This is a genomic window from Massilia cellulosiltytica (assembly GCF_047325105.1).
GTDB lineage: Bacteria > Pseudomonadota > Gammaproteobacteria > Burkholderiales > Burkholderiaceae_D > Telluria > Telluria orientalis.
In genome coordinates this window covers 2382868-2404940 of sequence record NZ_CP168562.1, presented here as the reverse complement: position 1 = coordinate 2404940, position 22073 = coordinate 2382868, and the positions used below count along the sequence as shown (strand labels likewise).

Sequence of the window (22073 nt, the reverse complement as noted above, 5' to 3'; positions counted from 1 at the left end):
TATTGCCATGAAGCGCGTACCGTTCCCCCGCACCCTCCTCACGCCGATCGCCCTCGGCGCCCTCCTCCTCGCCGCCTCCGCCTCGGCCCAGACGGCTGACGACAACATCGCCACGGTCGTCGTCACCGCGTCCGCCGACGCGTCGGCGCAGGGCCTGCCGTCCGCCTATGCCGGCGGCCAGGTGGCGCGCGGCGGGCGCCTCGGCCTGCTGGGGAACGTGGACATCATGGACGCGCCGTTCAACGCCACCAATTACACGCACGCGCTGATCCAGGACCAGCAGGCACGCAGCGTCGCGGACGTCGTGCAGAACGACCCGTCCGTGCGCGTGGCGCGCGGCTTCGGCAACTACCAGGAGCTGTACGTGATCCGCGGCTTCGCGGTGAACTCGGACGACCTCGCGTATAACGGTTTATACGGTTTATTGCCGCGCCAGTTCGTGGCCAGCGAACTGCTGGAGCGCGTGGAAGTGCTGCGCGGCGCGAACAGCTTCATCAACGGCGCGGCGCCGGGCGGCGGCGGCATCGGCGGCATGATCAACCTGCTGCCCAAGCGCGCGCCGAACGCCCCGCTGAATGAAGTGACGGTCGGCGTCGAATCGGGCGGCCAGGCTTACGTCGCGGCCGACGTGGCGCGCCGCTTCGGCCCGAACAACCGGGCCGGCATCCGCGTCAACGCCGTCCGCCGCGACGGCGACACGGCCGTCGACCGCGAGCAGCGCGAACTGTCCGTATTCTCCGTCGGCCTGGACTACCGCGGCGACAACTACCGCGTGTCGGCGGACGTCGGCTACCAGGATCATCGACTGCGCAACGGCCGCCCCAGCGTGACCGTGGGTGCCGGCCTCGCGATCCCGGCCGCGCCGGATGCGGACAGCAACTTCGCCCAGCCGTGGACGCACTCGAACGAACGCGACACGTTCGGCACGCTGCGCGGCGAAGTCGACCTGGCGCCGCATGTCGTCGCATGGGCGGCGCTGGGGGCGCGCGAAGGCCGCGAATCGAACGTGATCTCGTCGCCGACGACGACCGACAACGACGGCGGCACCGTGATGACGCGCTTCGACAACGAGCGCAAGGACAACGTGCGTACGGGCGAGATCGGCGTGCGCGGCGACTTCGCGACCGGCGCCGTCAAGCACACGGTCAGCGCCACCGCGTCCGCGTTCGAATCGAAGTCGGACAATGCATATGCGTTCGGCGACTTCGCCGGCTGGCGCTCGAATCTGTACCGCCCTGTCGACGTCGCGGCGCCGGCCGCCAATGCCTTCGTCGGCGGCGCGCTCGCGAATCCGCTGCTGACCGCCAAGAGCATCCTGTCCAGCTATGCGGTGGCGGACACGCTGTCCTTCCTGGACGACACCGTGCGCGTCACGGCCGGCGTGCGCCACCAGCGCATCAAGGCCTACGGCTACGACTACAACACGGGCGCGCAGAACAGCGCATACGACGAAAGCGCCAACACGCCGGTCGCGGGCATCGTCTACAAGCCCTTGAAGAACGTGTCGATCTACGCGAACTACATCGAGGCGCTGCAGCAGGGCCCGACCGCATCGGGCGTCAACGTCGTCAACCAGGGCCAGATCTTCGCGCCATACACGTCGCGCCAGAAGGAAGTGGGCGTGAAGTACGACAGCGGCAAGCTGGGGATGAGCGCCGCGCTGTTCTCGACGGCGCAGCCGCTGGGCTATATCGAGAACGGCGTGTTCGGCGTATTCGGCGAACAGCGCAACCAGGGCCTGGAACTGTCCGTGTTCGGCCTGCCGATGCACGGCCTGCGCGTGCTCGGCGGCCTCACGCTGCTGGACGCCGAACAGCGCCGCACGGCGGGCGCAATCAACGAGGGCAAGGACGCGATCGGCGTGCCCGGCACGCAGCTGAACCTCGGCGCCGACTGGGACGTGCCGCAGGTGGCCGGCCTGTCGCTGAACGCGCGCGCCGTTTACACGTCGCACCAGTACGCGGATGCGGCCAACACGCAGAAGCTGCCATCGTGGACGCGCCTCGACCTCGGCGCCACGTATGCGACACGCGTGCTCGATCGCGACGTGACCATGCGGGCGCGCGTGGACAATGCGTTCGGGCGGCATTACTGGGCGTCGGCGGGCGGCTATCCGGGCTACGGCTATCTGGTGCTCGGCGCGCCGCGCACGTTCACCGTGTCGGCGACGGTCGACCTCTAACCCAGGCCGACGTGGATGGCCATGCCCACCCCCGTGGCGTGGGGCAGCTTGCGGAAGCGGCTGAAGTTGCCGTTGATCATCATCACGCCTTCTGCGACTTCACGATCGTCAGCGCCGACGCGATCAGGCCGCTCATGTCGCCCATGTCGGCCGGAACGATGATCGAGTTGTTCGTCTTGGCCAGGTTGCCGAAGGCGTGCACATACTCTTCGGCCACGCGCAGGTTGACGGCATCGATGCCGCCCGGCGAGCGGATCGCCTCGCCGACCTGGCGCAGCGCGCTGGCGCTGGCCTCCGCCAGCGCGATGATGGCCGCGGCTTCGCCCTGCGCGCGGTTGATGGCGGCCTGCTTCTCGCCTTCCGAGCGGGCGATGGCCGCTTCGCGCTCGCCGCTCGCGATGTTGATGGCTTCCTGGCGCCGGCCCTCCGACGCGGCGATCAACGCACGCTTCTCGCGCTCGGCCGTGATCTGGCGCTGCATCGAGTGCAGGATCTCGGCCGGTGGCGTGAGATCCTTGATCTCGTAGCGCAGCACCTTGACGCCCCAGTTGGCGGCCGATTCGTCGATCGCGTTGACGATCGTCGTGTTGATGTGGTCGCGCTCCTCGAACGTCTTGTCCAGTTCCATGCGGCCGATCACGGAACGCAAGGTCGTCTGCGCCAGCTGGGTGATGGCCTGGATGTAGTTCGACGCGCCGTACGACGCGCGCATGGCGTCCGTCACCTGGAAATACAGGATGCCGTCGACTTGCAGCTGCGTGTTGTCCTTCGTGATGCAGACCTGCGGCGGCACGTCGAGCGGGATCTCCTTCAGGCTGTGTTTATAGGCGATGCGGTCGACGAAGGGCACGACGATGTTCAGGCCCGGCGCCAGGGTAGCGTGGTACTTGCCGAGCCGCTCCACCACCCATGCGTGCTGCTGCGGGACGACGTTGATGGTCTTGATGACGAACACGATGGCGACGATGAAGATCACCAGCGCGACGGTTCCGAACGTGAATTCCATGGGTTTCCTTCCTTGAAAAGGTGGGTCAGGCGAGCAGTTCGTAGGCGACGCTGCCCAGCCCCGCCGCGACGACGAGCACGAGGCAGAAGCCGGCCAGGCGCAGCAGCGCGCGGCCCTTCTGCCCGGCCGGACGGCTGCGCACGAGGTAATAAGGCACGGCGACGATCGCGAGCATCACGACGCCCACGTTCAGCAGGGCCGTGCGGCGGTATTGGTGGGCGTCGCTGTCGAGCCGGTACCAGCAGAAACTCAGGAAGCTGAACAGCACCGTCGACAGGACGGCCCAGCCGTTCGACTGGACGCCCAGCGCCATCTCGCGCGCGTCGACGACGCCGAACACGAGGGTCAACGCCACCAGCAGGGTCAGGACGTGCTTCTTGGTCATGGATTGCCCACCACGAGCCGGCTGCCGTGCACCTCGACGATGCGGAATTCGCCCGCATGCGGCGCGACACCCTGCCCGAGCTCCACGTCCCACAGCGCGCCGCGGTACATGACGCGCGCGCGGCCGTTGTCCCAGGCGGGCACGGTCACGCGCTGGCCGATGTCCAGGTTGACGTTGCGGTCGCGCTGCGCATCGGCCCGCGCCGGATGGCCGAAGCGCGAGCGGTGCAGCAGCCCCGTCGCGAGCACGCCGACCACGGCGGCGGCGATCGCCTGCCCGGGACCGCCGGCGCCGGCGAGCGCGACGACGCCGCCGACCGCGAGACCGATGGCGATCATCAGCAGGTAAAACGTCCCGGTGAACAGCTCCAGGATCACGAGCACGCCGGCCGCTACCAGCCAGCCCATCCAGTCAGCCATGGTTCCCTCCGTGGTCGGATCGACAGATAAAAAACCCCCGCCGCCCGCTACGGGTGACGAGGGTCGCGTGATTGATATCGGGTTCAATGATCGTGTCGGTGATCAAATCGTTATCGCCAGTCTAGCGCGTCTGTGCGCGGAGTCAACGGTCCTGCTTCGGCTTGACGAGTTCGGCGTCGGCCGGCGCGGCGCAGGCGCGGGTGCAGCGCAGGTAGGCGTCGTCGCAATTGCCCGCCTTGCCGATCCGGCGCGATTGCGTGCCCGCATTGCCGAGCGCCCGCGCCGCTTCCGAAGGCACCTGCTCCTGTGCCGCGCGCGCCATTGGGTTTTTCTCGGGCAGGTCGAGCAGCGAGCCGCCGTCTTCCCGGGCCAGCTCCTCCGCATTCGCCCGGCATTCGCGCTTCTCGGCGCTGCACATCGACTTGCACAGGCTGGCATCGGCGGCATGACCCGCCCCTGCCCACAGTGCTCCCATCATGATTGTCAACCAGGCCAGGCGCTTCATTCACATCCTCGACAAAACTATTTGCCAAAGTGTAACGTTTTTCCGTAACAAGTCAACAACTTGTTGCTTCAGGCTCAACATCGTGCCCGCGTTGATGCATATCGCGTCGTGACCCGCTTGCCGCGGAAAATCAATTGCCATGCGGAAATCAACGCCAATAATGCGATGCATCGCCTTCTGGAGATCCGCCATGTTCCGACGCCTGCTCGCCGCCTTCCGCACCCGCACGACCGCCGCCGCCCCGGCGCCCGCCATCGACGATGTCATCACGGCCTGTGACGAACACGGCCGCCAGGTGGTCATGTCGCGCGAGGAATGGCGCGACAAGGTGCTGCATCCGCAACTCAAGCAGCATTGGGACACGGCGGACGCGTTGTACGGCACCATCCTTACCGCGCTGTCCGACGGCTTCGCGCCCGAGTTGCTGACGGCGGCCGCGCGCCTCGTCGAGATCGACGGCCTGCCGGAACGCAGCCATGTCGCGCACGGTATCGTGCTGCTGGAAAGCGGCAGGCACGACGAGGCCGAGGCCGTGCTGCAGGCCGGCATCCGGACCTGCGGCGAGACGGCCGCGCTGCTCACCAACCTGGCCAAGGTGAAGCACGACCGGGAAGACTCGGTCGGCGCGTCCGACCTGTTGCGGCGTGCCATCCGGCTCGACCCGAACTTCGAGCACGGGTTGAACGGCTGGCTGGCCGTCGAGCGCGCGCGCGCGGGCGAAGCGGGCTTCCTGCAGGCGCTGCAGGAGGCGTGCGCCCTCCCCCGCAGCTGGCGCGCGCGGCTCCTGCTGGCCCGGCACCATCTCGCCGCCGGCGACCTCCCGGCGGCGCGCGAGCAGTACACGGCCGTGCTGGCCGAGGAGGACGTGGACGGCAGCGCCCTGATGACGATGGCGGCCGACCTGGGGCAGTATGGCCACACGGGCCTGATCGTCACGCTCGTCGGCCCCGTCTACGACCCCACCCGGCACGGTCCGCAGGCCGCTTTCCACCTGCTGCGCGCCTGCCTGGAAACGGAGCGCGTGGCCGAAGGCGAGGCGCTGCTGGGGCGCCTGCGCGCCGTTTCGCCGCCGCCTCTTGCACGCCACCTGGATGAGTTTGAACGCGCGTTCCACCAATTGCACGGATCGGAAGCCCACGCATGAAAAAAGCCGCTGCAAGGTGACCAGCACCTCGCAGCGGCTTTTCATAGGCAGCCGGCGACGCTTACTTCATCGACGCCAGCTTCTGCCACGTATCGATCACCGAGTCCGGATTCAGCGACATCGACTCGATCCCCTGCTCCATCAGCCACACGGCGAAGTCCAGGTTGTCCGACGGCCCCTGGCCGCAGATGCCCACGTACTTGCCCTTCGCGCGGCAGGCCTTGATCGCCAGGGTCAGCATGGCTTTCACGGCCGGGTCGCGCTCGTCGAAGTCCTTGGCCAGCAGTTCCATGCCGGAGTCGCGGTCCAGGCCCAGCGTGAGCTGCGTGAGGTCGTTCGAACCGATCGAGAAGCCGTCGAAGTACTCCAGGAACTGCTCGGCCAGGATGGCGTTCGACGGCACTTCGCACATCATGATGACGCGCAGGCCGTTCTCGCCGCGCTTCAGGCCGTACTTCGCCAGCAGCGCGATGACCTTTTCGGCCTGGCCCAGCGTGCGCACGAACGGGATCATGATCTCGACGTTGGTGAGGCCCATCTCGTCGCGCACGCGCTTCATGGCCATGCATTCCATCTCGAACGACTCGGCGAAGTCCTCGGCCAGGTAGCGCGCGGCGCCGCGGAAGCCCAGCATCGGATTTTCCTCGTCCGGCTCGTAGCGCGAACCGCCGATCAGCTTCTTGTACTCGTTCGACTTGAAGTCGGACAGGCGCACGATGACGGGCTTCGGCCAGAACGCGGCGGCGATCGTCGCGACGCCTTCGGCCAGCTTGTCGACGTAGAACGCGCGCGGCGACGCGTGGCCGCGGGCGACCGACTCGACGGCCTTTTTCAGGTCGTTGTCGATGTTCGGGTACTCGAGGATCGCCTTCGGGTGCACGCCGATGTTGTTGTTGATGATGAACTCCAGGCGGGCCAGGCCCACGCCGCTGTTCGGGATCGACTGGAAGTCGAACGCGAGCTGCGGGTTACCGACGTTCATCATGATCTTGGTCGGGATGGCCGGCAGGTCGCCGCGCGCCGATTCCGTCACTTCCGTTTCCAGCAGGCCGTCGTAGATCCGGCCCTCGTCGCCTTCGGCGCAGGACACGGTCACGAACGTGCCGTCCTTCAGCGTTTCCGTCGCGTCGCCGCAGCCGACGACGGCCGGCACGCCCAGTTCACGGGCGATGATCGCCGCGTGGCACGTGCGGCCGCCACGGTTCGTCACGATGGCGGAGGCGCGCTTCATCACGGGCTCCCAGTTCGGGTCCGTCATGTCGGCGACCAGCACGTCCCCCGGCTGCACTCTTTCCATCTCGGACGGGTCGTTGATGACGCGCACCGGACCGGCGCCGATCTTCTGGCCGATGGCGCGGCCCGAGGTCAGCACGGTGCCCGTGCCCTTCAGCTTGAAGCGCTGCTGGGAATCCGTCGCCTTCTGCTGCGACTTCACGGTTTCCGGCCTGGCCTGCAGGATGTACAGCTTGCCGTCGCGGCCATCCTTGCCCCACTCGATGTCCATCGGGCGCTGGTAGTGCTTCTCGATGATGACGGCATATTTCGCCAGCTCGACGACTTCCTCGTCGGTCAGCGAATAGCGGTTGCGCTGCTCGATGGGCACGTCGACGGTCTGCACGGAGCGGCCGGCCTTGGCTTCCTTCGTGAACTCCATCTTGATCAGCTTGGAACCGATGTTCTTGCGGATGACGGGCTTCTTGCCCTGTTCCAGCATCGGCTTGTGCACGTAGAACTCGTCCGGGTTGACGGCGCCCTGCACGACGGTCTCGCCCAGGCCGTAGCTCGACGTGACGAACACGACGTCCTTGAAGCCGGATTCCGTGTCGATCGTGAACATGACGCCGGCGGCGCCCGTGTCGGAACGGACCATGCGCTGCACGCCGGCCGACAGCGCGACTTCGGCGTGGGTGAAGCCTTTATGGACGCGGTACGAGATCGCGCGATCGTTGTACAGCGACGCGAACACGTGCTTCATCGCTTCCAGCACGTTGTCGATGCCGACGACGTTCAGGAACGTCTCCTGCTGGCCCGCGAACGAGGCGTCCGGCAGGTCTTCCGCGGTGGCGGACGAGCGCACGGCGAACGACACTTCCGTGTCCGAATCGGCCACGAGGCGGTCGTAGAAGGCTTCGATTTCGGCCTGCAGGCGCGGCTGGAACGGGGTGTCGATGATCCACTGGCGGATCTCTGCACCCGCGGTGGCCAGTGAACGTACGTCGTCGATGTCCAGGCCTTCCAGGCGCCGGGCAATGCGGTCACCGAGAGAGGGACCGCCGTCGACCGAGTGGTTCAGGAAGTCGCGGAAGGCCTGGGCCGTGGTGGCGAAGCCGCCCGGCACGCGCACGCCGGCCTCGGCCAGCTGGCTGATCATCTCGCCGAGCGACGCGTTCTTGCCGCCGACCGACTCGACGTCGGTCATGCGCAGGGTCTCGAACGAGGCGACGTAGACCGCTTCGCTCGCGCCGGCCGCTGTGGGATCGGGCGCCTTCAATACTGCATTCGACAGGTTAGTCATGGTAAAACACCTTTTTGATGATGGAAATCTGTACGGCGGATGCGCCGACGGCCGGATGACGGACGAGCCTGGCTAGGCAGCGGCGGCGCGCCGAGCAATCGTTGCTCAAGGCGGGCTTCGCGCGGCAGGCTGGTCGAGTTTCCGGGGGATTTCTTGTTATTCTTGGCGTCGTAAAGCACAATCCAACAACCCGTTCCCGAGCATTTTACCGCGCGCGCCCGGGTTTCACAGCCCAACCAGCTGCAACTTTGTCATTATCTGTCTAAAAAACATCATGTCTTTCGCTAACACCCCAGGCAGTCCGGGCGCCGCGCGCACCGTTTTCTTCGTTTCCGACGGCACGGGCATCACGGCGGAAACCTTCGGCCACGCGGTGCTGAGCCAGTTCGAGATGCGCTTCCGGCAGATCCGCCTGCCCTTCATCGACACGATCGACAAAGCCTACGCGGCCGCCCGCCGCATCAACGACGCGGCGATCGCCGACAACCAGCGCCCGATCGTGTTTTCCACGCTCGTGAAACACGACCTGTCGGCCGTGATCCGCGCGGCCCAGGGCATGCACATGGACCTGTTCCAGACGTTCGTCGCCCCGCTCGAGCAGGAATTGCGGGTGAAGTCGACGCACACGATCGGCCGCATCCACAACGTTGTCGACACGGAGGAATACAAGAACCGCATCGAGGCCATCAACTTCTCGCTGGCGCACGACGACGGCCAGTCGCACAAGAACCTGGCGGACGCGGACGTGATCCTCGTGGGCGTGTCGCGCTCGGGCAAGACGCCGACCAGCCTGTACCTGGCGATGCAGTACGGAATCAAGGCGGCGAACTACCCGCTGATCCCGGACGATTTCGAACGCAACAAGCTGCCGTCGGCGCTGCCGCAGTTCAAGCACAAGATCTTCGGCCTGACGATCACGCCGGAACGCCTGTCCGAGATCCGCAACGAGCGGCGCGCGGGCAGCAAGTATGCGTCGCTGGAGAATTGCCGCTACGAGGTGAACGAGGCCGAGCAGCTGATGCGGCGCGAGGGGATCCGGTGGCTGTCGTCGACCACCAAGTCGATCGAGGAGATCGCGACGACCATCCTCCAGGAGATCAAGCCGGACCGCCGCGAGTACTAGGTACGCCGGTTTGCCGGGAGCACGGATTCGGACAATACCCGGAACGGCACGCTCGGCACGAGGAAACACAGCGGGTCCCCGGCGGCCGGCAGCGCATCCAGCAGCGAACATGCGACGGGGCCGGCCGGCACCAGCGGCCGCACGGCGTCGAGCGGGATCGGCAGGTCGATGTGGGACAGCACGAGCTTCCCGAGCCGCGCCGACCAGCCCAGCGCGGCATCCTGGTGGGCGAGCATCGCCACGGCGTCGTTCCACGATTTGAACGCGGCGGCGAAGGCCGGCGGCAGCACGGGCTGCGCGCTTGCGCCCACGGTGCACGCGAACGCGGGCGCACTGCCCGCGCCAGGGTCGATACGCGTGTCGAAGCCGTCACCGGCGCGGTCGTGCGTGAAGCGTGCCGGCCGGTGCGTGCGCATGATGTCGCTGAACAAACGCGTGGCCGCGACATAGGCGCCGCTGTCCATCATGTTTTCCAGGAACCAGACCGTGCGCGGCGGGCCGTCGAGGTACAGCCGCCAGTTGCTCTGCAACGGCGACGGGAACAGGCGCCGCAACGGCCCCGCCAGCGCCGGGCCGAAATGGCCGTGCCGGTACGTCAGCACCGTGAGCGGCGCCAGGCCGCCGCGTTCCCACACGCGCAATCCGTCCGGCAGCAGCGCCTGCGCGGCGCGCGCATCGACCATCCACGTCACGTACACGACGTCCGCGACGTCGCTGCGCAGCACGGGAAACGGCAGGCGTGACAGCAGCGCGTGGCGCAGCCGCGCGAGGCCGCGTGCGTTCAGCAGTCCTTCGAGGACGCGTCCCGGATAGCCGGGATACGGATGGCGGTACATTCAGAAGAAATGGCGCCAGTCTTCCAGCCAGCCGGGAAATTCGTCGGCCGGCATCGGATTGGCGATGTGGTAGCCCTGCGCATACGTGCACCCGAGCCCCTGCAGGAAATCCCAGTCCTGCCGCGTCTCCACGCCGACGGCGACGGACATGCGATCGAGGCTGTGCGCCAGCCCGAGGCACGATTTCAGCACGGTGCCCAGCTGGCGCTTCTTCGACGCGCCGTCCACGAACGAACGGTCGATCTTGAGTTCCGAGAACGGGATGCGCGCGAGGATCTGCAGGTTCGAGCGCCCCGTGCCGTAGTCGTCGACCGCGAGGCCGAAACCCATCATGCGCAGGCGCACGAGGCGTTCGATGAAGTCGGCGTCGAAGCTGAGGATAGCGGTTTCCGTCATCTCGAACGTCAGGTAGTCCGGCAGCACGCCGTGGCGCTGCATCGTCGACGTCACCTGGCGGACGAAATGCGGATGCGCCAGCGTCTCCGGCGCCAGGTTCAGGGAAATCGAGATCGGGATGCCCTGGTCGTGGTAGCGGCGGCACCGTTCCACCGACATTTCCAGCATCGTCCAGTCGAGGAAGTCGACGCGGTTGTTCGCTTCCAGCGCGCCGATGAAGGACGACGGCCCCAGCACGCCGTGCTCGGGATGGCGCCAGCGGGCGAACGTCTCCAGGCCTTTCACCTGGCCCGTCGCCAGTTCGATCTTGGGCTGGAAGAACGGCTCGAACTGGCGCTTCTGCAGGCCCATGCCCACTTCCGCGAACGTGAAGCTGGGGCCGGGCGCTACCGCCGGCGCGCGCCGCGGCGCCTGGTAATTGTCCAGCAAGGCCTTGAGTTTCGTGCTCGTGACGGGCTTGGCGGCGGTGCCCAGCAGGTCGACGCCATGCGCCTGCGCGAGGCTCTCGACGGAGAACAGCACGCTTGCCGGCTGGGCGCCGACGACGATCAGCCGCACCTCCGACTTCAGCGCGGCGATCGCGCGCAGCAGTTCCAGGCCGTCCATGCCGCCCAGGTCGAGGTCGATGACGGCGACGTCGATCTTCGGGGTAAAACCCGCCTGCAGGGTGCGCAGCGCCATCGGGCCGTCCGGCACGTCGGTGACGCGCGTGGCGCCCACCTGGCCGAGCGCCTCGATCAGCGCGCGGCGCTGCACCGGGTCCGCTTCCGCGACCAGGAAGTGCAAAGAGTGCAACTGCGTTTGCCCCATGTCCATCATGACTCCGTCTTGACCTGCACGAAGCGTAACCGAACGGGCTTGTCGCGTCTATGCCCGCCGGGGTTTCGTCGTTTGCTGGCGCAGCTGCTCGAAGAAACACACGGCCGCGCACGCGGCGACGTTCAGCGATTCCACGGCGCCCGCGTGCGGGATGACGACGCGGTGCGTGGCCAGGTCCAGCAGCGCATCCGACACGCCCTGCCCTTCATGGCCCAGCAGCCAGGCGACGGGGCGGGACAGGTCCACGTCGTAGATCCGCTCGCTGGCATAGCCGCTCGTCGCCAGCACGGGCACCTGCGCAGTGCGGATCAGGTCCGCCAGGTCGACGTTCTCGAAGATCTCCAGCACGAAATGGGCGCCCATCGCGGCGCGCAGCACCTTCGGCGACCAGCACGACGCGGTGCCGGGGCTGCAATACACCTGCCTGATGCCCGCCGCGCCGGCACTCCTGAGGATGGAGCCGGCATTGCCCGGGTCCTGCACGCCGTCCAGCAGCACGGCCGATTGCACCAGGGCGTCCGGACGAACCGGCCGCGGCGTCTCGACGAGGAACAGCAGATGGATGCCGTGTTCGACCTGCGACAGCGCGCCGAACAGCGCGTCCGGCAGCGACGTGGCCGGCGCCGTCACGCGGTCGACGATGGCGGCCACTTCGGGATTCGCCAGCGCGCCTTCGGACACGATGCAGTGCACGGGCTGCCCGACGAGGTCGAGGTAGGCCTGGCACAGGTGCACGCCGTCCAGCAGCGAACGGCCGGCCTTGCGCAGGGCCTGGCTGCTGCCCGCGAGGTGTTTCAGCTCTTTATAAAACGGGTTGTCGCGCGAGGTCACGCTCTTCATGCGAGCTCCCCGAACAGGTCAGGTTCGAGCAACGCACGCACGGGCGCGAAGGTGCGCCGGTGCACCGGACTCGGACCATGCTCGCGCAGGCGCGCGAGGTGCAGCGCCGTCGAATAGCCCTTGTGCTGGTCGAACGCATACTGCGGATACGTGTCATGCAGCGCGACGAGCGCCGCATCGCGCGCCGTCTTCGCGAGGATCGACGCGGCGGAGATCGCATGCACCTTGTCGTCGCCCTCCACCACCGCGTGCGCGCGGATGTGCGGCGCGAATTGCGGGCAGCGGTTGCCGTCGATGAGGGCGATGGTCGGTACGGTCGCCAGCTGTTCGACGGCGCGGCGCATCGCCAGCATCGTCGCCTGCAGGATGTTCAGCGTGTCGATTTCCGCGTGCGAGCACTCGGCGATGGCCCACGCCAGCGCGTGCTCCCTGATCAGCGGCGCCAGCTCGTCGCGCCGTGCTTCCGTCAGTTTTTTCGAGTCGCGCAAGCCTTCGATCGGACGGGCCGGATCGAGGATCACGGCGGCCGCGAACACCGGGCCGGCCAGCGGGCCGCGTCCGGCCTCGTCCACGCCGCAGACGATGTCGTCCAGCGTGAACGGCCGGTTCTTCTTCGCCAGGCCGGGGTAGAAATCGAAGGTCTTCTTTCTCATGCTTTGCCTATCACCTCGAGCACGGCGCGGGCGCTTTCGCGCGCGCTGTCGCGCAGCAGGCTGTGATGCATTTCGGTGAAGCGTTGCTGCAGCCTCACCCGGTTGTTCTCGTCCGTCAGCTGGAACCAGACGGCCTCCGCCAGCGCTTCCGGCGTGGCCGCGTGCTGCAGGAATTCCGGCACGACGAAGTCGCGCGCCAGGATGTTCGGCAGCCCGATCCACGGCAGATAGCCCATGTTCCGGATGAGCAGCCACTCGGCCTGCAAGACCTTGTAGGCGATCACCATCGGCTTTTTGTACAGCGCCACTTCCAGGGTCGCGGTGCCCGAGGCGGCCAGCACGGCGTCGGCCGCCGCGATGCACGCATGCGATTCGCCGTCGACGAGCTGCAGCGGCACGTCCTGTAGACCGGCCTTCGCCACCAGTTCCATAAAATACGCTTTTTGCCGTTCGCCCGCCATCGGCGCGATGAAGCGCACTGACGGATCCCGCGCCGCCAGCAGTTGGACTGTCCGCACGTAGGGCTCGGTCAGGTACTTGATTTCCGACATGCGGCTGCCCGGCATGACGGTCACGACGCGCGCGTTCTCCGGCAGGCCGAGCTGGCGGCGCGCGGCAAGCACGTCGGGCACCAGCGGGATCGTCTCCGCCAGCGGATGGCCGATGTACGTGACGGGCACGCCGGCCTTTTGATAGATCTCTTCCTCGAACGGGAAGATCACGAGCATGTGCGAGACGGCGCGCTGGATTTTCTTGATGCGCCCGCCGCGCCACGCCCAGATCTGCGGGCCGACGAAGTGCACGGTCGGGATGCCGGCCGCGCGCAACTGCTCTTCCAGGCCGAGATTGAAGCCGGGGTAGTCGGCGCCGATGAATGCGGCCGGACGCTCGGCCAGCAGGCGGTCGCGCAGGCGGTTCTGGATGCCCTTCAGTTCGCGGTAGCGCAGCAGCACGGGCAGCAGGCCGCGCACGGTGAGCGTGTCCATCGGGACGTCCGACACGAGGCCCTGCTCCAGCATGCGCGGACCGCCGATGCCGGAAAACGCCACGCCCGGCAGGCGCGGCTTGAGGCCCGCCATCAGGCGCGCCGCGAGCAGGTCGCCGGACACTTCGCCGGCGACCAGCGCGAGCTTCGTGACTTCAGCGGACGATGCCACGGCTCGCGTTGTCGAGGAAGTCGCGCAGCGCGCGGATGTGCTGTGCGGCGTCGCCGGCGGCGGCTTCCTCTTCCGCCAGCCTGGCCTTGGCTTCTTCCAGCGTGAGGCCGGAACGGTAGATGGTCTTGTACGCGGTGCGGATCGCGTTGATCTGCTCGCGCGTGAAGCCGCGGCGCTTGAGCCCTTCGATGTTCACGCCGTGCGCTTCGGCCGGGTTGCCGGAGACGAGGACGAACGGCGGCACGTCCTGCGTGAGGCTCGTGTACATGCCGACGAACGCGTGCGCGCCGATCTTGCAGAACTGGTGCACGCCGCAGTAGCCCGACAGGATCGCCCAGTCGCCCACGTGCACGTGGCCCGCAAGCTGCGCATTGTTCGAGAAGATCGTGTTGCTGCCGACCTGGCAGTCGTGCGCCAGGTGCGTGTACGCGGACATCCAGTTGTCGTCGCCGAGGCGCGTCACGCCCGCATCCTGCACGGTACCGAGGTTGAACGTGCAGAATTCGCGGATCGTGTTGCGGTCGCCGATTTCCAGGCGGGTCGGTTCGCCGGCCCACTTCTTGTCCTGCGGGGCGGCGCCCAGCGACGCGAACTGGAAGATGCGGTTGTCGCGGCCGATCGTCGTGTGGCCTTCGATGACGACGTGCGGGCCCACGACCGTGCCCGCGCCGATGCGCACGTCCGGCCCGATGATCGAATACGGGCCGACTTCGACGGTGGAATCCAGCTCCGCCTTCGGATCGACGATCGCGCTCGGGTGGACCTTGCTCATCACTGTCCTGCCTTCTCGTTCGCGCGGATGGTGCACATCAGCTCAGCTTCGACGGCGACCTTGCCGTCGACGCTGGCGACAGCCTTGTACTTCCAGATGCCGCGCGAGGTGCGCAGGATCTCGATGTCCATCTTGAGCTGGTCGCCCGGCTCGACCGGACGCTTGAAGCGCGCGTTGTCGATGCCGACGAAGTACACGACGGAGTTCTCGTCCGGCTTGACGTTCATGGTCATGAACGACAGGATCGCTGCGGTCTGCGCCAGCGCCTCGATCATCAGCACGCCCGGCATCACGGGCTTGTGCGGGAAGTGGCCGTTGAAGAATTCTTCGTTGACGGTCACGTTCTTGATGGCGGTGATGGTCTTGCCCAGCTCATAGTCGACCACGCGGTCCACCAGCAGCAGCGGGTAGCGGTGCGGCAGGTATTCCTTGATCTCGTTGATCCCCAGGGTCTTGTTGGTCGCGGTGGTGGCTTCGGTCGTCATTTTTGTTCTGATGGTTCCGTCAATTGTTTGATCTGTTTTTCCAGGCTGCGCATCTTCTCGCGCAGCGAGGACAGGTTGCGCACGATGGCGGCGCTCTTTTCCCATTCGGCGTTCTTGGCGAGCGGATAAAAGCCCGTGTACTGCCCCGGCTCGAGCACGGAGCGCGACACCATGCTGCCCGAGGAGATATGGACGTTGTCCGCGATTTCCAGGTGCCCCAGCACCATCGCCGCGCCGCCGAACGTGCAATTCTTGCCGATCTTCGCGCTGCCGGCTACCCCCACGCAGCCGGCCATGGCAGTATTCGCCCCGATGCGGCAGTTATGGCCGATCTGGATCTGGTTGTCGAGCTTCACGCCGTCTTCGATGATCGTGTCGTCCAGCGCGCCGCGGTCGATGGTCGTGTTGGCGCCGACGTCGACGTCGTCGCCCAGCAGCACGCGGCCCGTCTGCGGGATCTTGATGTACACGCCGTTCTCGCGCGCGAAGCCGAAACCGTCGGTGCCGATCACGGCGCCCGAGTGCAGGATGCCGCGCTTGCCGATCTTGCAGCGCGCATGGAAGGTCACGTTCGCGAACAAATGCGTGTCTGCCCCGATCTCCGCCTCGCGTCCGACGAAGCAGCCGGCGTCGATCCGCACGCCGGCGTCGATCACGGCGCCCTCTTCGATCGTCGCGTTCGGGCCGATATGCGCGGTCGGGGCGATGCGCGCCGTCTCGTGCACGACGGCGCTGGGGTGGATGCCCGGCGGCGGCACGACTTCCTCGAGCGCCACGAAGTACTGCGCGACGCGGGCGAAATAGGCGTACGGGTTGGTGGTGACGATGCGCGCGCCGGCATAGGTCGTGGCGACGGTGGCGTCGTCCAGCGGCGAGACGATCAGCGCCGCGGCGCCGCTTTGCGCGGCCAGCGCGCGCAGTTTGCTGTTGCTGAGAAAGCTGATGTGCGAAGCGCCGGCGCCGTCGAGCGGTGCGATGCCCTGGACCTCGAGGTCCGGGTCACCTACCAGCTGGCCACCGAAGCGTTCGACCAAATCACCCAGTCGAGTGCCCATCGTGGTCGTTCCGTAAAAGAAGTGAAAACTGCCGGCCGCTCAACGAGCCGGCCGGCATCCGGGAAGCGTGTTGGCTCACATGCTCACATGCTTACTTGTCGAGCAGTTTGAGGATCCGGTCGGTGATGTCGATGCGCGGACTGGTCCAGATGGCTTCCTGCAGCACGACGTCGAGGTGTTCCTGCTCGGCCACCTGCTCGATCAGTTTATAGGCTTTCTGCGCGATGGCGGCGCGCTCCTCGTTCTTGCGCTGGAACAGGTCCTCGTTGTACTCGCGCTGCATGCGCTGCACGTCCTTCTCCATGTCGAGCAGCTCGCGCGTGCGCTTGGTGCGGTCGACGTCGGAGAGTTTCGGCGCTTCGTCGTCGAATTTCTCGCGGCTCACCTTGTACTTCTGCACTGCGTCGTCGAGCTGTTTCTGGCGCTTGGAGAATTCCGACTGCAGCTTCGCGTCCGCCGCCTTGGCCAGCTTGGACTCGGTCATCAGGCGCTCGGTGTAGACGAAGCCGATGCGGCTCATCCCGCTCTGCGCGGACGCCTGCGCCATCGCACCGGCGCACAGCAGCGCCAGCACCAGGCTACGCGGCAGCGCGGCTAACGATTTTTTCAACATATTCTTCGCAATCCTTGTTTCGACGACGGGCCGGGTCAGAAACCGGTACCCATCTGGAACTGGAAGCGCTCAAGGCGGTCGCCCTCCTTCGCGTTCAAGGGCTTAGCATAACTCAACTTGAGCGGGCCCACCGGGGAAATCCACGACAGGCCGATACCCGCCGAGTAGCGCAGCTGCGACGTGCGGATCGGTTCGTGCTCCTGGTAGATCTGGCCGCCGTCGGCAAAGGTGAACCAGCGCAGCGAGCGATCCTGGCCGCTGCCCGGGAACGGGAACTGCAGCTCGGCGTTGCCGATCACGCGCTTGGCGCCGCCCAGGGCGTCGTACGTGCGCGGGTCGACGATACCGAGCGACGAGCTCTCGTAGCCGCGCACCGAACCGATGCCGCCGCCGTAGAAGTTCTTGAAGACCGGGTACGCGTGGCCGCCGAGGCCCGCGCCGTAGTCCAGCTCACCCTTCAGCGCGAGGGTCATCCAGCGCGTGATCGGACGGTACCACTGGTGCTCGTACACCACGCGGTAGTACTTGGAGTCGCCGAGGAGGTCGACTTCCAGGTTGGCGCGCTGGTAGCGGCCGCGCGTCGGCGTGATGGCGGAGTCGCGCGAATCGCGGCCCCAGGCCACGGTCAGCGGGATCGCATTCGTCGTCGCCTCGCCCACGCCCGTCGCCTTCGCGATCGGGTCCTTCGAGTTCTGCATCACGAACTGCTGGTACAGCGTCGGTGAGCTCTCGTCCGTCTCGAGGCGGGTCTTTTCCAGGCCGGCGCCGAAGTAGACGGTGTCGATTTCCGAGAACGGCACGCCGAACGTGAGGTTGCCGCCCTGCTGGCGCACGGTGTACGAACCGATGTTCAGCGCCGGCGGACGCGACGTGCGCAGGTACAGCTGGAACGCGCGCGAGATGCCGTCGTCGGTGAAGTACGGGTTCGTCTGCGCGAACGAGATCGTGCGGTTGTAGCGGCTGGTGTTCAGTTCGATGCCGACCGTGTTGCCGCTGCCGGCGAAGTTGGCCTGCGTGACGGACGCGGTGAAGGTGAATTTCTCCGCCTGCGAGAACGCGCCGCCGACCATGAAGTTACCGGTCGGCTTTTCGACGACGGCGATGTTCACGTCCACGGCGTCGTTGGTGCCCTGCGCTTCCGGCGTCTCGACCGTCACGTCCTTGAAATAACCCATGCGGTCGACGCGGTCGCGCGACATCTTCACCCGGTTCGGGTCGTACCACGAGCTCTCGAACTGGCGGAATTCGCGGCGGATCACTTCGTCGCGGGTGATCGTGTTGCCCGAGATGGTCATATGGCGCACGTACGCGCGCTTGCCCGGATCGACGAAGAACGTGAAGGCGACTTCGCGCTTCTCGCGGTTGATCTCCGGGTTCGCGGTGACGTTCGCGAACGCGTAGCCGAAGCTCGCGAGACGGTCGGCGATGCGCTTGTTCGATGCTTCCTGCAGGTCGCCGGAATACGTCTGGCCCGGCTTCAGCAGGATCAGGTTCTTGAGTTCTTCCCCGCGGCCGAACAGTTCGCCATCCATCTTGACGCCGGAGACGGTGTACTTCTCGCCTTCCGTGATGTTGATGGTGAGGTAGATGTCCTTCTTGTCCGGGGTGATCGAGACCTGCGTGGACTCGACGTTCACTTCCAGGTAGCCGTGATTCAGGTACCACGACTTGATGGTCTCCAGGTCGCCCGTCAGCTTCTGCTTCGAGTACTGGTCGGCCTTGGAATACCACGTGAACCAGCCGGAGGTGTTCAGCTGCAGCAGCTGGCGCAGTTCCTTGTCGGAGAACGCCTTGTTGCCGACGATGTTGATCTGCTTGATCTTGGCGACGTCGCCCTCGTCCACGTTGAACATGACGTTCACGCGGTTACGCTCGATCGGGGTGACGGTCGTGGTGATCTTGACGCCGTACAGGCCGTGCGACAGGTACTGGCGCTTGAGCTCCTGCTCGGCGCGGTCGACGGAGGCCTTGTCGAAGATCTTGGTCTCGCCGACGCCGATGTCCTTCAGCGCCTTGACGAGCATGTCCTTTTCGAATTCCTTGGTGCCGGTGAAGTCGACGGCGGCGATGGCCGGACGTTCCTCGACCAGGACCACGAGCACGCCGTTTTCTTCTTCCAGGCGGATGTCCTTGAAGAAGCCGGTGGCATACAGCGCCTTGATCGCCGCCGTGCCTTTTTCGTCGTCGAAGGTCTCGCCCACGCGCACCGGCAGGTAGCTGAACACCGTGCCTGCCTCGGTCCGCTGGATGCCTTCGACCCGGATGTCCTTCACGACGAAGGGAGCGACGGCGGCGGCGTGACCGGCACAGAGGGCCAGCACGGCTGCGCCGATCATGCTGCGACGGGAGGGCAAGGCAAAACGCGGCTGGGCAAAACGTTCGGGTTGTAAATTCATCGGTTAGATCAATGGGTCAGTCATTGGACAACGTTACTTGTTCTTCGCCGGTGCATGGTCTGCTCGAGCCGAACATCTGCTTAAGCCGGACACTCCGGTGCACGCCGCAGGCGCAGCGTGCATATCGGAGTGCCGTGTGTTCAGAGCAGTCGCACCAGGTCGTTGAAGACGGCAAGCGCCATCAGCATGAACAGCAGGCCGACCCCGGCACGCTGCGCGATCTCGCCGATCCGCGCGGGCAAGGGGCGCCCGGTCAAAACTTCCAGCGAATAATACAGCAAATGGCCACCGTCCAGAACGGGAATTGGTAACAGATTCATTACACCCAGGCTGATGGAGATGAAGGCGATGAACTCCAGGAACGGCTCCAGGCCAGAGCGGGCGGTCTGTCCGGCCACGTCCGCGATCGTGATCGGGCCGGTTACATTTTTCAGCGAGACCTCGCCCACGATCATCTTCGCGATCATCTTGACGGTCATCGCGCTCGTCTCCCACGTGCGCTGCGCACCCTTCGCGAACGCCTCCAGCGGCCCCGCCTTCACGGTCACCATCTCCGGCGCCTGCGCGATCATCAGCTTCACCAGGCCCTTGCCCGACTGCGGATCGCGGTCCGGCGTGAGGGGCAGCACGAGCAACTGGTCACCGCGCTGCACACCCACCTGCAGGGTCTTGCCGGCGGCGCCGCGCACGGCTTCGATGAAGTCGATGCCGTCTGCGATGTTCTTGCCGTCGATCGAGGTCACGAGGTCACCCTGGCGCAGGCCCGCGCGCGCGGCGGCGCCGTCCGGCAGCACCTTGTCGACGCTGGGCCGCGGGCGCCACAGCTGCATGCCGAGGACGCCCAGCACGTCGCTGTCGACGTCCAGGCTGGCCATGCGGTCCGCGGGCAGCACGGCGCGGTATGGCGCCGAGTTCGGGCCCGGCCCGCGCAAGGTCAGTTCGGCCGCATGCTTGTCGATGGCGGCGCGCACGATCTCCCAGCGCAGCTCCGTCCACGACTGCACGGGCCTGCCGTTGACGGCCGTGACGACGTCGCCGCCGCGCACGCCCGCCTTGTACACGGCCGACGCCTCCGGCATCGCGCGCAGGCGCGTGCCCGGCTCCTCTTTCCCGTGCATGAACAGCGCCGCCATCACGACGATGGCGAGGATGAAGTTGGCGATGGGGCCCGCCGCCACGATGGCGATGCGCTTCCACACGTTCTGGCGCGTGAATTCGCGCGGCAGGTCCGCGTCGTTGGTCGGCGCGGTAGAGGGATCGCGCGCGTCGAGCATCTTCACGTAGCCGCCGATGGGCAGCGCCGAGATCGCCCATTCCGTCTGGTCCGGACCGAAGCGGCGCGACCACACGATGCGCCCCATGCCGATCGAGAAGCGCAGCACCTTCACGCCGCACAGGCGCGCGACGACGTAGTGGCCCAGTTCGTGAAAGACGATCAGCGGTCCCAGCGCCAGCAGGAAGGCCAGCAGGGTGTGGATCAGGTTCATGACACTCTCCCGTCAGGGCCCGCGTTGTTCAAGTGCGCAGCGCATGCACGATGCGTCCGGCCGCGTCGCGGGCACGCGCGTCCTGGGCCATCACGGCCTCGATGCTGGTCGCCTCGCCATGCGGGTTCTCGTCCATCACGCGGCGTACGACGCGGTCGATGTCGCGGAAGCCGATGCGGCGCTCCAGGAAGGCTTGGACCGCGATTTCGTTCGCCGCGTTCAGCAATGCGGGCGCGGTGCCGCCCGCGCGCAAGGCGTCGAAGGCGAGCGCCAGGCACGGGAAGCGGTCGAAATCCGGCTTGTGGAATTGCAGCGCGGCGAACGTCGTCAGGTCGAGCTGGTCGACGCCCGACGCGATGCGTTCCGGGTACGCGAGCGCGTGGGCGATCGGCGTGCGCATGTCCGGGTTGCCGAGCTGCGCCAGCACGGAGCCGTCCACGTACGACACCATCGAGTGGATCACGCTTTGCGGGTGGATCACCACTTCGATCCTGTCGGCCGGCGCGCCGAACAGCCAGTGCGCCTCGATCACTTCGAGGCCCTTGTTCATCATCGTGGCGGAGTCGACGGAGATCTTGCGGCCCATCGACCAGTTCGGATGCTTGCAGGCTTCTTCTGGCGTGACATGTTCCAGCGTCTCGACGGCACGCTGCAGGAACGGGCCGCCGGACGCCGTCAACAGGATCCTGGCGACGCCGGCCACGTCCGGCGAACGAGCATACGTGCCCGGCAGCGACTGGAAGATGGCGTTGTGCTCGGAGTCGATCGGAAGGAGTGTCGCCTTGTGCTCCTTGACGGCGTCCATGAACAGCTGGCCGGACATCACGAGCGCTTCCTTGTTCGCCAGCAGGATCTTCTTGCCCGCGCGCGCGGCCGCGAGCGTGGGCGCGAGGCCGGCGGCGCCGACGATGGCGGCCATCACCGTGTCCGTGTCAGGGCTGGCTGCGATCTCGCACAGCGCCGCCTCGCCGTAAGCGACGTCGATCGGGAGGCCGGCCAGCAGGTCGCGCAGGCGCGTGGCCGCGTCAAGCGTGCCGACGACGGCGCGCTGCGGACGGAACACGCGGCATTGCGCGGCGAGCGCATCCACGCGCTCGTGCGCGGACAGCGCGTACACACGGTATTTGTCGGGATGACGTGCCAGCACGTCGAGGGTCGAGACGCCGATCGAACCGGTGGCGCCAAGGATAGTGATGCTTTGCATGTTGCGTTCCATTGTCAAGGTCGTTCCAACATGTGCAGGCAGAAAGGATGACCAGCGCTGAGTCATTCTGGCACGGCGCGC

Annotated in this window: 21 protein-coding genes; 3 read left to right on the top strand and 18 right to left on the bottom strand. The window is 66.6% G+C overall.

Features of this window, described 5'->3' with window-relative positions; genetic code table 11:
* The first annotated feature begins 7 nt into the window (after positions 1-7).
* On the top strand, positions 8-2182 hold the full coding sequence (locus tag ACEN9H_RS10760) for a TonB-dependent receptor (RefSeq protein WP_413674735.1): 2175 nt from the start codon (positions 8-10) through the stop codon (positions 2180-2182).
* A gap of 82 nt (positions 2183-2264) precedes the next feature.
* Here ACEN9H_RS10760 and ACEN9H_RS10755 read toward each other — a convergent pair whose 3' ends face one another.
* The 5 genes from ACEN9H_RS10755 to ACEN9H_RS10735 form a co-directional block, all read right to left on the bottom strand.
* Positions 2265-3188 carry an SPFH domain-containing protein gene (locus ACEN9H_RS10755; protein WP_056135209.1) on the bottom strand — a complete coding sequence of 308 codons (924 nt, stop codon included), beginning with the start codon at positions 3186-3188 and terminating at the stop codon, positions 2265-2267.
* A 25-nt stretch (positions 3189-3213) separates the two neighbouring features.
* Positions 3214-3573, bottom strand: coding sequence for a hypothetical protein (locus ACEN9H_RS10750; protein WP_056135212.1), 360 nt, complete (start codon positions 3571-3573; stop codon positions 3214-3216).
* Complete coding sequence (locus ACEN9H_RS10745; protein ID WP_056135214.1) at positions 3570-3992, bottom strand: NfeD family protein; 423 nt, start codon at positions 3990-3992, stop codon at positions 3570-3572. The genes ACEN9H_RS10750 and ACEN9H_RS10745 overlap by 4 nt, the downstream gene beginning before the upstream one ends.
* A 142-nt stretch (positions 3993-4134) precedes the next feature.
* On the bottom strand, positions 4135-4497 hold the full coding sequence (locus ACEN9H_RS10740) for a hypothetical protein (RefSeq protein ID WP_371768413.1): 363 nt from the start codon (positions 4495-4497) through the stop codon (positions 4135-4137).
* Entirely contained in the window at positions 4498-4689 is a 192-nt protein-coding gene (locus ACEN9H_RS10735; RefSeq protein ID WP_056135220.1) for a hypothetical protein, read from the bottom strand. It abuts the gene before it with no gap.
* Between ACEN9H_RS10735 and ACEN9H_RS10730 the strand changes: the two genes are divergently transcribed.
* Positions 4688-5641: a hypothetical protein gene (locus ACEN9H_RS10730; protein WP_160407686.1), complete on the top strand. Its 954-nt coding sequence runs from the start codon at positions 4688-4690 to the stop codon at positions 5639-5641. The two genes, ACEN9H_RS10735 and ACEN9H_RS10730, sit on opposite strands and share 2 nt — an antisense overlap.
* 61 nt (positions 5642-5702) lie before the next feature.
* Here the strand turns inward: ACEN9H_RS10730 and ppsA are convergent, their stop codons facing one another.
* Positions 5703-8060 (bottom strand): phosphoenolpyruvate synthase, encoded by a 2358-nt coding sequence (ppsA, locus tag ACEN9H_RS10725; RefSeq protein ID WP_056135952.1) that lies wholly within the window; start codon positions 8058-8060, stop codon positions 5703-5705.
* Between the two features lie 370 nt (positions 8061-8430).
* On the opposite strand from ppsA, the gene ACEN9H_RS10720 reads away from it, so the two are divergent.
* Positions 8431-9279, top strand: coding sequence for a pyruvate, water dikinase regulatory protein (locus ACEN9H_RS10720; RefSeq protein ID WP_056135226.1), 849 nt, complete (start codon positions 8431-8433; stop codon positions 9277-9279).
* Here ACEN9H_RS10720 and ACEN9H_RS10715 read toward each other — a convergent pair.
* From ACEN9H_RS10715 to ispC, 12 genes are all read right to left on the bottom strand, one after another.
* A complete protein-coding gene (locus ACEN9H_RS10715; RefSeq protein ID WP_413674734.1) occupies positions 9276-10115 on the bottom strand; it encodes a DUF2071 domain-containing protein in 840 nt (279 codons plus the stop codon). The two genes, ACEN9H_RS10720 and ACEN9H_RS10715, sit on opposite strands and share 4 nt — an antisense overlap.
* Positions 10116-11327: an EAL domain-containing protein gene (locus ACEN9H_RS10710; RefSeq protein WP_413674733.1), complete on the bottom strand. Its 1212-nt coding sequence runs from the start codon at positions 11325-11327 to the stop codon at positions 10116-10118.
* Positions 11328-11378: 51 nt separating this feature from the next.
* Complete coding sequence (locus ACEN9H_RS10705) at positions 11379-12170, bottom strand: TrmH family RNA methyltransferase (protein ID WP_413674732.1); 792 nt, start codon at positions 12168-12170, stop codon at positions 11379-11381.
* Positions 12167-12823: a ribonuclease HII gene (gene rnhB, locus ACEN9H_RS10700; RefSeq protein WP_160407679.1), complete on the bottom strand. Its 657-nt coding sequence runs from the start codon at positions 12821-12823 to the stop codon at positions 12167-12169. The genes ACEN9H_RS10705 and rnhB overlap by 4 nt, the downstream gene beginning before the upstream one ends.
* On the bottom strand, positions 12820-13980 hold the full coding sequence (gene lpxB / locus ACEN9H_RS10695; RefSeq protein WP_413674731.1) for a lipid-A-disaccharide synthase: 1161 nt from the start codon (positions 13978-13980) through the stop codon (positions 12820-12822). Before lpxB ends, rnhB begins: the two co-directional genes overlap by 4 nt.
* A complete protein-coding gene (gene lpxA, locus ACEN9H_RS10690) occupies positions 13964-14752 on the bottom strand; it encodes an acyl-ACP--UDP-N-acetylglucosamine O-acyltransferase (RefSeq protein WP_413674730.1) in 789 nt (262 codons plus the stop codon). The genes lpxB and lpxA overlap by 17 nt, the downstream gene beginning before the upstream one ends.
* Positions 14752-15237 carry a 3-hydroxyacyl-ACP dehydratase FabZ gene (gene fabZ, locus ACEN9H_RS10685; protein WP_371760538.1) on the bottom strand — a complete coding sequence of 162 codons (486 nt, stop codon included), beginning with the start codon at positions 15235-15237 and terminating at the stop codon, positions 14752-14754. The genes lpxA and fabZ overlap by 1 nt, the downstream gene beginning before the upstream one ends.
* Positions 15234-16292, bottom strand: a complete 1059-nt coding sequence (gene lpxD, locus ACEN9H_RS10680; RefSeq protein WP_413674729.1) for a UDP-3-O-(3-hydroxymyristoyl)glucosamine N-acyltransferase — start codon at positions 16290-16292, stop codon at positions 15234-15236. The genes fabZ and lpxD overlap by 4 nt, the downstream gene beginning before the upstream one ends.
* Before the next feature lie 91 nt (positions 16293-16383).
* On the bottom strand, positions 16384-16905 hold the full coding sequence (locus tag ACEN9H_RS10675) for an OmpH family outer membrane protein (RefSeq protein WP_082577389.1): 522 nt from the start codon (positions 16903-16905) through the stop codon (positions 16384-16386).
* A gap of 35 nt (positions 16906-16940) precedes the next feature.
* Positions 16941-19301: an outer membrane protein assembly factor BamA gene (gene bamA, locus ACEN9H_RS10670; protein WP_413674728.1), complete on the bottom strand. Its 2361-nt coding sequence runs from the start codon at positions 19299-19301 to the stop codon at positions 16941-16943.
* 140 nt (positions 19302-19441) lie between these two features.
* Complete coding sequence (gene rseP / locus ACEN9H_RS10665) at positions 19442-20788, bottom strand: RIP metalloprotease RseP (RefSeq protein WP_413674727.1); 1347 nt, start codon at positions 20786-20788, stop codon at positions 19442-19444.
* Positions 20789-20816: 28 nt separating this feature from the next.
* Entirely contained in the window at positions 20817-21992 is a 1176-nt protein-coding gene (gene ispC, locus ACEN9H_RS10660; RefSeq protein ID WP_413674726.1) for a 1-deoxy-D-xylulose-5-phosphate reductoisomerase, read from the bottom strand.
* Positions 21993-22073 lie beyond the last annotated feature (81 nt).